A 12,896-nucleotide genomic window follows, 5' to 3' on the forward strand; every position below is an offset into this window, starting at 1 on the left:
CGTCGCCTTGTCCTGATTTAAATTTAATCCACTTTATTTGATTGGATAGTTAAAAGGTCGTCTGAAAAGTGTTTCAGACGACCTTTTGATGTGTTTAAACGGATTAGCCGGTCAGTTGTTTGGTAATCAGTTTTTTCAGCGGCGGGAAGTTGTTGCTGGCACGCAATACCAAGCCGCGCAAGATTTTGGCGGGCGCGGTTTCATTGGTAAAGAGTTTGAGCAGCATATTGGTGCCGTGGTAAATCGGCTGGGCATGGAGCATATGCTTGGTGCTGTATTTTTCCAGCAGGCTGGCGGCGCCGATGTCTTGACCGCGTTGTTCCGCTTCGAGAACCAGTTTTGCCAAGAGGTCCGCGCTGGATAGACCTAAGTTGAAACCGTGTGCGGTAACAGGGTGCATACCTACGGCGGCGTCGCCGATTAAGGCGCTGCGTTTGCCATAGAAGCGTTGGGCAATCATGCCGACCAAGGGGTAGTTGTGAATGGTGCTGACCAATTCCATGTCGCCCAAACGGCCTTTGAGCTGCTCTTTGACGCTGGCAGCCAATTCTTCGGGAGACATTTTTTTGATGGTGTCTGCTTTGTCGCTATCGACGGTAATGACTGTGTTGGTCAGATGTTCCTCCAAGGGCAGCAGGGCGATGGTGCGGCCGTAGTGGAAGCATTCGTAAGCGGTATGCTGGTTGGACAGGGTATGCTTCATGCGGCAGACAAACATGGTGCGGCTGTAATCGTGCATATCGGAGGAAATGCCCAGTTGTCGGCGGGTTTGGGAAAAGCGGCTGTCTGCTGCCAAGAGTAGGCGGCCGCTCAAAACTTCGCCGTTTTCCAAGATGACTTGGGCTTCGTCTTCGGAGGTTTTGACTTCTTTGACGCCCGTACCGGTCAGGATGGTAACGTTTTCCAGTTTGGATACGACTTCATAAGCGGCTTTGCGGATATTGTGGTTTGAAATCAGATAGCCTAAGCAGTCGGCAGGTTCACCGCGCGCTTGGGTCGGTTGCGGGAAGTGGAGTTGGTAATCGGACTGCCCGTTCAAGACCTTTGCATCGCGTAAGGGGTAAATTTCGTCTTTCGGAATCAAATCCCACATGCCCAAGCGTTGCATAATTTCGCGGGACAGGTGGGTCAATGCGATTTCACGCCCGTCATAAGGAGGGTTTTGTAAAATTTCTAAAGGGCTTTTTTCAATCAGGGTGATTTTCAAACCGCTGCCGGCCAGTTCTGCGGCAAAACTCAACCCGGCAGGTCCTGCGCCGACGACAAGAATATCGCTGTGTAAGCTCATGAGGCATCCTTTTTGTTAAAGGGGGACGGATAATTTCAGACGACCTTAAGTTTACTGTGTTTGAATGAGATAAGGGTAATCTGCATTGAGTAATTGATTATAGCAAAAGTATCGATTGAGTAATTCAAGTATTTATATCGTGAATGATTTTTTACGCTGCGCTTAATGTAAGTCAATGGCGGCAATGTGTTGCGTATCATGCCATATTTTAAAAACAATAAGTAGCGGCTATATGGGTTTGCTTTTTTCTTACGCCAGAGTATGGGAAGGATAAGATTATCATGAGGGCGAGGGGGTCGTCTGAAATTTTGTAGTATAGTGGATTAAATTTAAATCAGGACAAGGCGGGGTAACGCCGTACTGGTTTAAAGTTAAATCCACTATAGCTTGGCTTTTAAGCAGTACAGTGTAGTTTCCTATCGTGTCTGTTGTATCGTGTGTTGCTTTGTTGTTTGCGCTGTTTAAGATTGAATCGGCGATGGCAAAATCATTGCCAACCCATACAAACAAAAAAGCCGTATTCCCTAAGAAATACGGCTTTTTCAATATCACGACAAACTCGGATTATTCTTCAGAACCGGTGTAAGGACGGATGCTGACCGTTTTACGGTTCAGCGCGCCTTTGGTTTTGAATTCAACATAACCGTCAACTTTGGCGAACAAAGTGTGGTCTTTGCCCATGCCTACGTTGTCGCCGGCGTGGAATTTGGTACCGCGTTGGCGGACGATGATGGAACCTGCCGGAATCAGCTCGTTGCCGTAGGCTTTTACGCCCAAGCGTTTGGCTTCTGAATCGCGACCGTTGCGGGTGCTACCGCCTGCTTTTTTACTTGCCATTTGTAATACTCCTAAGTTTCAAAAATTAGGCGATTGCCACGATTTCGATTTGGGTGAAATTTTGGCGGTGGCCTTGGCGTTTTTGGTAGTGTTTACGGCGGCGCATTTTGAAAATGCGTACTTTCTCGCCGCGACCATGGGCTACTACTTTAGCTGTTACTTTTGCGCCTTCAATAAAAGGAGCGCCAACTTTTACAGATTCGCCGTCAGCAATCATCAAAACTTCGGTCAGTTCGATTTGGCTGTCGAGTTCGGCTGGTATCTGTTCTACTTTCAATTTTTCGCCAACGGCAACTTTATATTGTTTGCCGCCGGTTTTTACGACCGCGTACATACTCAACTCCATGAGAATTATGGTTAATATCCCGCACACCATTGTGCGAAACATGGCATTCTATTGCTATTTGCCTGTTTTGTCAAAGTTTATTTCGTTTGTGGGGTCAGGGTCGTCTGAAAGATGTGTCAAACGGGCTTTGCTGCTATAATCGCGCGTTGGATTGCCGATATTTTTTATGCGGCAATATTATTTCCGCCTTATACCCAACCCATTTATTTATACGGCAAGCCTGCTTCATTTTGCTGACTGAGAATGTGTTATGCTCGAAAACCTGCCTTATTTCCAACGCCATCTGCCTGAAGACCTTTCACGGGTCAATGAGGTGATCAACCAAGCGGTTCAGTCTGATGTTGCGCTGATTTCGCAAATCGGTACTTATATTATCAGTGCCGGCGGTAAGCGTCTGCGTCCGATTATGACGATTTTGGCAGGTAAGTCGGTCGGCTATGATGGAGATAAGCTGTATGCTTTGGCGGCAATGGTGGAATTTATCCACACTTCGACCCTGCTGCATGACGATGTGGTCGATGAAAGCGATTTGCGCCGCGGACGCGAAACGGCGAATAATCTGTTCGGCAACGCGGCGGCGGTGTTGGTCGGCGACTTTTTGTATACGCGCGCTTTCCAATTGATGGTTGATTCCGGCAGTATGCGCATTTTGGAAGTCATGGCGGATGCAACCAATATTATTGCCGAAGGCGAGGTCATGCAGCTGATGAACATCGGCAATACCGATATTACCGAAGCGCAATATGTTCAAGTGATTCAATATAAAACGGCCAAATTGTTTGAAGCGGCCGCGCAGGTTGGCGCGATTTTGGGTAATGCCACCCCTGAGCATGAGCAGGCGTTGAAAGATTACGGCATGTACGTCGGTACAGCGTTCCAAATTATTGATGATGTTTTGGATTATTCGGGCGAAACCGAAGAAATCGGTAAAAACGTCGGCGACGATTTGGCAGAAGGTAAACCGACTTTGCCGCTGATTTATCTGATGCGCAACGGTTCGAAACAAGTGGCGGACGATGTGCGCCACGCTTTGGAAAATGCGGATCGCAGCAGTTTCCAAAAAATCCATGATTATGTTGTCCATTCCGATGCGCTGACTTATTCGATTTCCGAAGCACGAAAAGCCGTTGAGCAAGCTGTGGCTTCTTTGGCAGTATTGCCTGATAGCGAAGTCAAGCAGGCGATGATTCAGTTGGCTGAGGAATCATTGGTACGGGTTTCTTAAATCTGATGAATTTCAATTTCGTCCCGATGTTTTTGGTGACGCTGATTTTTCTCGGCGTCGTCAGCAACAACAACTCGATTACGATTTCCGCAGCAATTTTGCTTTTAATGCAACAGACTGCTTTGTCGCAATATATTCCTTTCATGGAAAAACACGGCTTGCATTTTGGGATTATTTTGCTGACAATCGGGGTCTTGAGTCCGCTGGTTTCAGGGAAGGTTCAAATTCCCCAGCTGTCGGAGTTTGTCAATTTTAAAATGATTGCTGCCGTATTAATCGGCATCCTTGTCGCTTGGCTGGCAGGACGCGGCGTACCGCTGATGAGCGAACAACCTGTTTTGGTAACAGGTCTTTTGATTGGTACGGTTATTGGTGTGGCGTTTATGGGCGGCATTCCGGTCGGTCCGCTGATTGCCGCGGGATTATTATCGTTTATTGCAGGAAAAGTTTAACACGCTCGCCATAGTTCAACGGATAGAACGTATGCCTCCTAAGCGTAAAATACAGGTTCGATTCCTGTTGGCGAGGCCAGAAAACACAAAGAGGTCGTCTGAAATTTTCAGACGACCTCTTTGTATTTTCTATGAACGGGAATCGTAAATCGTTCTGTCGGACTGCATCAAGATTCTTGTGCCGGCAGCATCTGCTTTTGAGGATGTTGGGAGTGCAGTGTCGTCAGCTTCTTCGTCAAGATATTCAAAATCACACCGTAGGCCGGCAGGAAAAAGAGGGTGCAGATGGTGAGTTTGAACAGATAATCGACAAAAGCGATGCCCTGCCAGTTTGCCGCCATAAATTCATCGCTGCTGGCATAGAAGGCAATGGCGAAAAATACCAACGTATCCAATGCGTTGCCGATGACGGTTGATGCGGTCGGGGCGATCCACCACGCTTTCAGACGACGTAATTTGTTGAACACAAAAATATCAAGGATTTGTCCGAGTGCGTAAGCGGCAAAGCTGGCTAAGGCGATGCGTCCGACAAAGGTGTTGAATTCGGACAGCGCGCCTAAGCCTGTCCAGCTGCCGTCGTGGAACAAAACGGAAAAGATGTAGGAAAGCAAAAGAGCGGGGAACATGACCCAAAAGATAATCCGCCGTGCCAAGTGCGAACCGAAAATGCGGACGGTCAGGTCGGTGGCAAGGAAGATGAAGGGAAAGGAAAACGCGCCCCAAGTGGTGTGGATGCCGAAAATTTGGAAGGGGAACTGCACCAGATAGTTGCTGGCGGCAATGATGAGGATATGGAAAAGCACCAACCAGAAGAGCGCCTTCTGTTGTTGCGCTGTTGTAAATTCGTACATGGAAATCTTTCGGAAAGGCTTTCAGACGACCTTCTCATGAAAAAGGTCGTCTGAAAATGCGTAAAAGGGGATGGATTATTGGCTGTCGTGTTCGAACAGGCGTTTTCGTGCCAGTGTTTCAAACTCGGTACCTGCTTTGCCGTAATTGGCAAAGGGATGAATGGCGATGCCGCCGCGCGGTGTGAATTCGCCGAAAACTTCGATGTATTTCGGATCCATCAGGGCAATCAGGTCTTTCATGATGATGTTGACGCAGTCTTCATGGAAATCGCCGTGGTTGCGGAAGCTGAATAGGTAGAGTTTCAGGGACTTGCTTTCCACCATTTTGATGTACGGGATGTAGCGGATGTAGATGGTGGCAAAGTCAGGCTGCCCGGTCATGGGGCAGAGGCTGGTGAATTCGGGACAGACGAACTTGACGAAATAGTCGTTGTCGGGATGTTTGTTGTCGAATGCTTCAAGAATTTCGGGAGCGTAGCCGGTCGGATATTGGGTTTTTTGATTGCCCAAAAGAGAGATGCCTTGCAGCTCTTCGGTATTGCGGGACATGAGGGTTTCCTTAGTTTTTTAATGTGGGAGGTTTTCGAACCACGAAAGGCGGATTGTAATATAAGGGGAACTATGTTTGTGATTTTTTTGATAATTATTTAGCGGTTGAACGCTGGGTTGGAAATGAGAAAAAATGATAGGTGGGTGCGGATGTTTTGATGTGGCGGTAATGCCTTTACAAAGCAATGCGGATTGAATTTAAACTGATTTTTAAATTTATGATTTTTCTAGTTAATTTTTCCGCATTGATCGTAAAAGTTAAAATTTTTTTGAAGTGTTTTCAGTAGTATCTCAAAAGTCATGTTTTGAGTTATAGAACTAAGGAGAAGCGCCATCTCTCTAATAAATTATGGGGTTTTCAATATAAACAATAAATTAAGTTGTCGGTAACCACAAATCTATCCTTTCTGAATACTGATTTTGTAGAGTAAGAATTCGGAATTACATACAAATTAGATGACTTATGCATAAAAAACGCCACTTGTTATCTTCTTGGACCGATTGTCAGATTTTCATTCGGAAAATAATCAGTTGAATTAGTATAGCGGCATTGAATAAGTATTTGGTATTTTGAAGCAAATGAGATTGTCATTATTTGTTCTGATTTGCAGCAGAAACAGCCAACAAATTTAAGAAGAGGATATTTATAATGAGTTTTTCACAAACCGACTTGGTCAACGCGCTGCGCCAACTTTCCGACCGCCTGCCTGAATTTTCAGAACAACAGGTAAGAACAGGGCGTCTGTTACGGGTAACAACCGAACGTCTAAGCAGTCATCTCAATGAAAATTTGAAAACTTTCGGTATCAACGAGAATTTATGGTTCGCTTTGATGGCGGTTTACGTCAGCCCTAAAAGCGAAATCCTTCCTTCGCGTTTGAGCGACTTGATGGATTTGACACGTACCAGTGCGACCCGTCTTTCCGATGAGATGGTAGAACGGGGATGGGTAGGTCGTCATATCAACCAGCAAGACCGCCGCCAGATTGTGTTAAAATTGACACAGGAAGGTGAGTCTTTTATCCAACAAGTATGGCCGCAAATTTCCAGTAAGAGCGGCGAAGCTTGGGAAGATTTTACCAATGAGGATTATACCCAGTTGCAAAATCTGTTGGGCAAGCTGTTGAACCGTTTGGACAGCTGATCTGATGCAGTAAGAATTGTGGCAGGGATAAAAGTAAAAAAACGGAGTCTGCCATGAAATCAAATATTGCCAAACGGGGCATCTGCATTATCGCAGTATCTGTACTTGCGGCTTGTGCGCAGTTTGGTAAACAAGCACCGTTGGAAGAGCCAACGGTGTATTCTTTGCCCGATGGTAAGTCGGCATCCCTCATTCAAGACGGATGGTGGTTGCAATTAAAAGATAACAAACTGAATCAACTGGTTGCACAAGCTATCCAGATATCAACGGATTTGCGTATTGCCAAGGCGCGTTTCGAGCAAGCACAAGCGCAGCTGGGAATAACCGAAGCCGCCGGCAAAACGCAAATCGGTATGTCCGCGCGCGGGGTTGGAATGTATGTTGCACCCAAGCCCGCATCTTCCCGTATCGATACCGACCATACATTATTGTTGGCAAACGCGGCAGTACAGGGAAGTTGGACATTCGATTTTTGGGGAAAAAACCGTGAGCAGATTGCAGCGGTTTTGGGACGCCGTCAGGCAATTCTGTATGAAGCCCATCAGGCACGGATTGAGCTGGCGAACGCGGTAGCCAAGCAATATTTTATTTGGCAGGCTTTGAGCGAGCGTCAGGCTCTTGTGCAGGAACGTATCAATCTGTCAGAGAAAATGCAGCAATTGGTCTCACGCAGAATCCATGCAAACCTGATGCCCGCACAATCATTGTACCCGCTTGAATTGGCAAGTCAGCAACTTCAGTTGGAAAAAACGTCATTGGAACAACAGATTGCTAAAGTCCGACATGCTTTGGCAGTATTGAGCGGTAACGTGCCGGGAGCACTTTCCGAACAAGAACCTGGTAGGATGGGCGTGGTTCCTGTTGTGCCTGTGAATAGAATCCATGCGGATTTGTTAGCAGCCCGACCGGATATCGCGGCACAAAAATCATTATTGGAATCTAAGCTGCATACGGTTAAATCCACCGAAGCAGAGTTTTATCCCAATATTGAGTTAAAAGCCTTGGCGGGTCTTGGACATATTGATGCGTTCAATGTGGTAAGGGGTAAAACATCAGGCATGCTGGGTATTGTTCCTGCTATCAATCTTCCTATTTTTACGTCTGGGGCATTACAGTCAAAATTGGCAGGCAAACGCGCAGAATATAATGAGCAGGTGGCCGTGTACGATCAAACGGTTTTGAATGCGATGCGTTCTGCTGCGGATGCTGTTGTAGATTACCAAAGCCTGCAAAGCAAACAGTCTACTTGGGATAAAATGCTGAAAATATCCGAGAAGTCGGTTAAAAATGCTCAGGGTAGAGTGAGGGCGGGATTGGATAATGGTCTCAGCGCATTACAAAAACAAGATGATATGTTGCAAGTGAAAATGCAATTGGTGCAGTATCAATCTGAACGGTTGATTGCATGGAGCAATCTGAATGCCCAGTTGGGTGGTGGGTTTAAATCGCAATAGAAGGTTTTCAGACGACCCCTTTCCTTTTAATCAAGTCAATTGGCGATATTTTGGATATGCATTTAACGTTTAAATGTATGTATTCAGAATGTCGCCAATTGCTTTTTGGTTGTCAGGAATCGGTATTGCTTGGATGACTTTGAAATGATTGTTTGCGCCTAATGGTAAAAGGGGATATCTAAATGGTTTTTAAATATGATTGTTACTTGATTGAGTAACGATGCGGCTATAGAATGCACCTCTGTATGTATTTTTCAGTATTGTCTATTCTATTAAAATCAATGAGATATTAGTGGGATGGGGTGCATAAGGAAAATAGTCTGTAATTACCCAGGTTAAAATGAAATCATGGATGCGAATCTAGAAAATAATGAACAATTACGCAATTCAGGGACAAAAAGTTCAAGGGTGGGGCGTAAACGCGGGCGTAATCTGGCAGTTATTACACTGCTTTTTATTTTGATTGCAGTCGGTGTGGCTCTTGCGTATTTCTTATTCTGGCAATACGAGGAAGAGACAGAAGATGCCTATGTTGCGGGTCATCTGGTGCAAATTACCCCTCAGGTCACCGGTACGGTAAGGAAGGTGATGTATGACGATACTGATGTGGTCAAAAAAGGGGATGTCTTGGTTGCGTTGGATGACAGCGATTTCCAGCTGGCTTACGAGCGTGCTCAAAATGAATTGATTCAGGCAATTCGTCAGAATAAACAACAAACTGCGGTTAACTCAAAAGCAAAAGCGCAGGTTCTTTTGCGAAAAGCCGAATTGGCAAAGGCTCAGGCAGATTTGCGCCGACGTGAAGCTTTATCGGGAACGGATGCGATTTCAGGTGAAGAGTTGAGTCATGCTCGTGCTGCGGTGGTTCAGGCGCAAGCGGCTTTGAAGGCAGTGGAAGCGGAAGAGACTTCTGCACAAGCAGTTTTAGGTAATAATATCCCTCTGCGTCAACAACCTGCGGTGCAAACAGCCATCAGCCATATTAAGGATGCATGGCTGAATCTGCAACGCACCCAAATTCGCGCACCGATGAATGGACAGATTGCCAAACGAAATGTTCAAGTTGGGCAGCGTATTGCCCAAGGTTCTCCAATGATGGCTGTGGTTCCTTTGAGTAATCTTTGGGTGGATGCTAACTTTAAAGAATCGCAACTGCGTCAAATGAAAATTGGTCAACCTGTTGAAATGACTGCTGATTTATATGGAAATAAAGTGGTCTATCATGGCAGGGTGATGGGTTTGTCAGCGGGTACGGGCAGTGCATTCTCCCTTTTGCCGCCGCAAAATGCGACGGGGAACTGGATTAAGGTTGTGCAACGTGTTCCGGTCCGCATCAGTTTGGATGCGAAAGAGTTGCAGGCTAATCCGCTTCGTGTCGGTTTATCTATGAAGGTAAAGGTTGATATTGCAGGTGCCGGCTCAGGAAAAAACATGACGGCTGCCGCTGATAAAAATGTAGAATCCCCAGAAACTGAAGGCGTAGATTGGGCTGCCGCCGATGCGTTGATCGATAAGATTTTTGAGAAATACGCTAAGTAAAAATGTTTTCAGACGACCTTTCATGCGTTGAATTGCTGAGAATGTGGGTATTTGATAGCAAGTAGATATCGAAGCGCATGAGGAAGCAAAGTTGTGATGGATTAAATAATGCAGGGCAGAACTTTGTTTGTGGCTTGCGATGATGTGAATATTCATCAAAGAGGTCGTCTGAAAAGGGATGTGTATCTAAGCGCAATCACTGTGCAATATATTGAATGAGTAATAGCGAAGAAATATGAATTATCCGCCATTGCAGGGTGTTAGGCTGGTGCTGGTTACGTTGGCGCTCAGCCTTGCCGTTTTTATGGAAGTCTTGGATACCACGATTGCCAATGTTGCAGTACCGGTAATTGCCGGGGACTTAGGGGCAGCGACTACTCAGGGTACTTGGGTCATTACATCATTTGCTGTGGCGAATGCGATTTCAGTACCGCTAACCGGATTTATGGCAAAACGGTTTGGCGAAGTAAAACTGTTTATCGCCTCCGTAGTGGGATTTGTTTTGCTGTCGTGGTTGTGCGGCATTGCACCCAATCTTCAGGCTTTGGTGATCTTCAGGGTGTTACAAGGCTTTGTAGCCGGACCGTTGATTCCGCTGTCGCAAAGTTTGTTAATGGCATCGTATCCTCCTGAAAAACGGACATTGGCTTTGGCATTGTGGGCAATGACCGTTGTCGTCGCGCCTGTTTTAGGTCCTATTCTCGGCGGTTGGATTTCGGATAATTGGCATTGGGGTTGGATTTTCTTCATCAACATCCCTATCGGTATTATTTCTGCACTTATTGTGTGGCAGCAATTGAGGGATAGGGAAACAGAAGTGGTTAAGACGCCGATAGATTACATCGGTTTGGTCTTGATGGTGGTTGGCGTCGGTGCGCTGCAAATGATGCTTGATAGAGGTAAAGAGTTGGACTGGTTTGCCTCTGGAGAGATTATTGTGTTAGGCATCGTTGCATTGGTATGTCTGACGTATTTTGTGGTTTGGGAGCTTGGCGAGAAATACCCGATTGTCGATTTTTCTTTGTTTAGCAACAGAAATTTTACGATAGGCGTACTGGCAACTTCATTGGGCTTTATGGTTTACATGGGTACGCTCACGCTGTTGCCGCTGGTGTTGCAGTCTAATCTTGGCTATACCGCAACATGGGCGGGCTTGGCGGCTGCACCGGTGGGCTTCCTTCCTATCTTGTTGTCCCCGATTATAGGTAGATTCGGCAACCGCATTGACATGCGTCTTCTTGTCACCGCAAGTTTCTTGACGTTTGCTTTTACTTTCTATTGGCGCACTGATTTTTATGCCGGAATGAATATGAGCAATGTTGTTTGGCCCCAATTCTGGCAAGGCTTGGGTGTGTCCATGTTTTTCCTTCCGTTGACCAGCATTACATTGTCCCATATTAAATCCGATCAAATTGCATCAGCAAGTAGCCTGTCTAATTTCTTGCGCGTCTTCATGGGTGGTGTGGGTGTATCCATAGTCAGTACCATGTGGGAGCGGAGAGAAGCTTTGCATCATACGCAACTGAGTGAACAGATTAATCCATATTCGAGTTTGACTGTTCAAACAGTTCATGAAATGACGAATCGGGGGCTGAGTGAACAGCAGGTTTTGAAAAATATTTCCGATGCCATTACGCAGCAAGGCTTCATTATGGGATCAAACGAGATTTTTCTGGCTGGCAGTATCTTGTTCATCGTCATGATTTCCATAATTTGGTTTGCTAAGCCGCCGTTTAATGGGAGTTCATCAGCAGGGCATTAAATATCACAAAGGTCGTCTGAAAATTTTCAGACGACCTTTGCTGTTGTAGAAGATAGTTAAGGTTAACCTGATTACTTACAGGTTTAGTTTGTCCAGATGGCGAGCAAGAGATTGAACAATTTCTTCTGCTACCTGTAATTTCTCTTTCTCAGGGAAAGATAGTTCCTCGTCATCCGTAATAATAGTAATCTGATTGGTAGATTTTCCCATTGCCTGAGAAACGTCATTGGCAATCAGCATCGGAATGCCTTTGCGTAAACGTTTTGCTCGAGCATATTCCAAAACTTTTTCACTTTCTGCTGCAAATCCAATACAAAAAGGAGGTTTGGGTAAGGCTGCTACAGATGCCAAAATATCAGGATTGGCTTCCAATTCAAGGGTCGGGGTATCTTTTGAATTTTCTTTTTTCAATTTGTGCGGGCTGCTGTTTTTTACCTTATAGTCAGCCACAGCGGCTACGGAAATAAAAACATCCTGATCTTCAATATATTTATGAACGGCATCGTACATTTCTTTGGCGCTAATAGCCTGTTCCATATGATAGAGACCGGTCGGCAGGGGAGTCTGTAACTGTCCATAAATCAACGTAACTTGTGCGCCGGCCATTCTGCATGCACGGGCTAGGGCAATGCCCATCTGACCGCTGGAAATATTCGTAATTCCACGGACCGGGTCAATCATTTCCAAGGTCGCGCCGGCAGTAATTAAGATTTTTTTGCCGGCAAGTATTTTCGGCGTCCATAAATCATGAATCAAATCGGCAAGTTCAACAGCTTCAGGCATTCTCCCTATCCCGATTTCACCGCAAGCCTGTTCGCCATAGGATGGCTGGAAAACCGTGATGTCGTCTGAAATCAGTTGTTGGATATTCCTCTGATTGGCAGGATTGTTCCACATCTCCACATTCATCGCCGGAGCGACTGCCATGGGGCATTTTCGTGCTGCTGCCAAATTGGTCAGCAGATTATCAGCAATACCGTTGGCGATCTTGGCAACCGTATTGGCAGTAGCGGGAGCAATTAAAAAAACATCCGCTTCTCGGGTTAAATCAATATGACTCATTCCTCTAGTCGAGTGACCATCGTGCGTATCGACTAGAACAGGATTTCCGCTTAATGCTTGAAACGTAAGGGGGGTAACAAATTCAGTGGCTGCACGGCTCATTGCTGCCGTTACAGAATGTCCTTGTTTTTTTAGTAATCGGACCAACTCACATGATTTATAAGCCGCAATACCACCGCTTATCCCTAAAAGAATGTGTTTACTCATTACAGCAACCCAATCCAATTTGAATCAAATAAGTCATAATACTAACATGGATACTGTTCAAAAAAGTAACAGGGACTTATGGGTGGATGGCTTTAGGTTGTGAGTTGAAGCTCGGTATATTTGAAATTGTTTCGGATATTTATGATAAAGGTCGTCTGAAAGGGATTTCAGACGACCTTT

The 12,896-nt window shown here is 45.7% G+C and carries 12 protein-coding genes, 1 tRNA gene and 1 riboswitch; of the genes, 7 read left to right on the plus strand and 6 right to left on the minus strand.

The features are described from left to right. Positions 1 to 103 precede the first annotated feature (103 nt). The 3 genes from ubiM to rplU all read right to left on the minus strand — a co-directional run bounded on the left by ubiM (position 104) and on the right by rplU (position 2,459). Positions 104 to 1,288 carry a 5-demethoxyubiquinol-8 5-hydroxylase UbiM gene (ubiM, locus tag HMPREF3050_RS06445; protein ID WP_003757044.1) on the minus strand — a complete coding sequence of 395 codons (1,185 nt, stop codon included), beginning with the start codon at positions 1,286 to 1,288 and terminating at the stop codon, positions 104 to 106. Between the two features lie 564 nt (positions 1,289 to 1,852). After that, positions 1,853 to 2,125 carry a 50S ribosomal protein L27 gene (rpmA, locus tag HMPREF3050_RS06450; RefSeq protein ID WP_002212328.1) on the minus strand — a complete coding sequence of 91 codons (273 nt, stop codon included), beginning with the start codon at positions 2,123 to 2,125 and terminating at the stop codon, positions 1,853 to 1,855. Positions 2,126 to 2,150: 25 nt separating this feature from the next. Then, the gene (rplU, locus tag HMPREF3050_RS06455) at positions 2,151 to 2,459 is read right to left on the minus strand and encodes a 50S ribosomal protein L21 (RefSeq protein WP_003763980.1); all 309 of its coding nucleotides are present in this window, start codon (positions 2,457 to 2,459) and stop codon (positions 2,151 to 2,153) included. Positions 2,460 to 2,721: 262 nt separating this feature from the next. Between rplU and HMPREF3050_RS06460 the strand changes: the two genes are divergently transcribed. From HMPREF3050_RS06460 to HMPREF3050_RS06470, 3 genes are all read left to right on the plus strand, one after another. Continuing rightward, a complete protein-coding gene (locus HMPREF3050_RS06460; protein ID WP_070774164.1) occupies positions 2,722 to 3,696 on the plus strand; it encodes a polyprenyl synthetase family protein in 975 nt (324 codons plus the stop codon). 5 nt (positions 3,697 to 3,701) lie between these two features. After that, positions 3,702 to 4,148 (plus strand): DUF441 domain-containing protein, encoded by a 447-nt coding sequence (locus tag HMPREF3050_RS06465; RefSeq protein WP_070774166.1) that lies wholly within the window; start codon positions 3,702 to 3,704, stop codon positions 4,146 to 4,148. A gap of 4 nt (positions 4,149 to 4,152) precedes the next feature. Continuing rightward, a tRNA-Arg gene (locus HMPREF3050_RS06470) sits at positions 4,153 to 4,227 on the plus strand. Between the two features lie 88 nt (positions 4,228 to 4,315). Here the strand turns inward: HMPREF3050_RS06470 and HMPREF3050_RS06475 are convergent. Beyond that, the gene (locus HMPREF3050_RS06475) at positions 4,316 to 4,999 is read right to left on the minus strand and encodes a 7-cyano-7-deazaguanine/7-aminomethyl-7-deazaguanine transporter (RefSeq protein ID WP_049229826.1); all 684 of its coding nucleotides are present in this window, start codon (positions 4,997 to 4,999) and stop codon (positions 4,316 to 4,318) included. Between the two features lie 75 nt (positions 5,000 to 5,074). Next, the gene (gene queF, locus HMPREF3050_RS06480) at positions 5,075 to 5,548 is read right to left on the minus strand and encodes a preQ(1) synthase (protein WP_070774168.1); all 474 of its coding nucleotides are present in this window, start codon (positions 5,546 to 5,548) and stop codon (positions 5,075 to 5,077) included. 4 nt (positions 5,549 to 5,552) lie between these two features. After that, a riboswitch (PreQ1 riboswitch) is annotated at positions 5,553 to 5,597 on the minus strand. Between the two features lie 600 nt (positions 5,598 to 6,197). Here queF and HMPREF3050_RS06485 point away from each other — a divergent pair. From HMPREF3050_RS06485 to HMPREF3050_RS06500, 4 genes are all read left to right on the plus strand, one after another. Then, positions 6,198 to 6,692, plus strand: a complete 495-nt coding sequence (locus HMPREF3050_RS06485; protein ID WP_003757030.1) for a MarR family transcriptional regulator — start codon at positions 6,198 to 6,200, stop codon at positions 6,690 to 6,692. 53 nt (positions 6,693 to 6,745) lie between these two features. Beyond that, positions 6,746 to 8,146, plus strand: coding sequence for an efflux transporter outer membrane subunit (locus tag HMPREF3050_RS06490; protein WP_070774170.1), 1,401 nt, complete (start codon positions 6,746 to 6,748; stop codon positions 8,144 to 8,146). Positions 8,147 to 8,494: 348 nt separating this feature from the next. Further along, the gene (locus HMPREF3050_RS06495; protein ID WP_070774172.1) at positions 8,495 to 9,685 is read left to right on the plus strand and encodes an HlyD/EmrA/EmrK family protein; all 1,191 of its coding nucleotides are present in this window, start codon (positions 8,495 to 8,497) and stop codon (positions 9,683 to 9,685) included. Positions 9,686 to 9,920: 235 nt separating this feature from the next. Then, positions 9,921 to 11,447 carry a DHA2 family efflux MFS transporter permease subunit gene (locus tag HMPREF3050_RS06500; protein WP_003763839.1) on the plus strand — a complete coding sequence of 509 codons (1,527 nt, stop codon included), beginning with the start codon at positions 9,921 to 9,923 and terminating at the stop codon, positions 11,445 to 11,447. A 75-nt stretch (positions 11,448 to 11,522) separates the two neighbouring features. Here HMPREF3050_RS06500 and coaBC read toward each other — a convergent pair whose 3' ends face one another. Next, positions 11,523 to 12,716 carry a bifunctional phosphopantothenoylcysteine decarboxylase/phosphopantothenate--cysteine ligase CoaBC gene (gene coaBC / locus HMPREF3050_RS06505; RefSeq protein ID WP_070774174.1) on the minus strand — a complete coding sequence of 398 codons (1,194 nt, stop codon included), beginning with the start codon at positions 12,714 to 12,716 and terminating at the stop codon, positions 11,523 to 11,525. Between the last annotated feature and the right edge of the window lie 180 nt (positions 12,717 to 12,896).

The sequence above is a fragment of the Neisseria sp. HMSC065D04 genome, from assembly GCF_001815675.1.
In the GTDB taxonomy this organism is placed as follows: Bacteria; Pseudomonadota; Gammaproteobacteria; order Burkholderiales; family Neisseriaceae; genus Neisseria.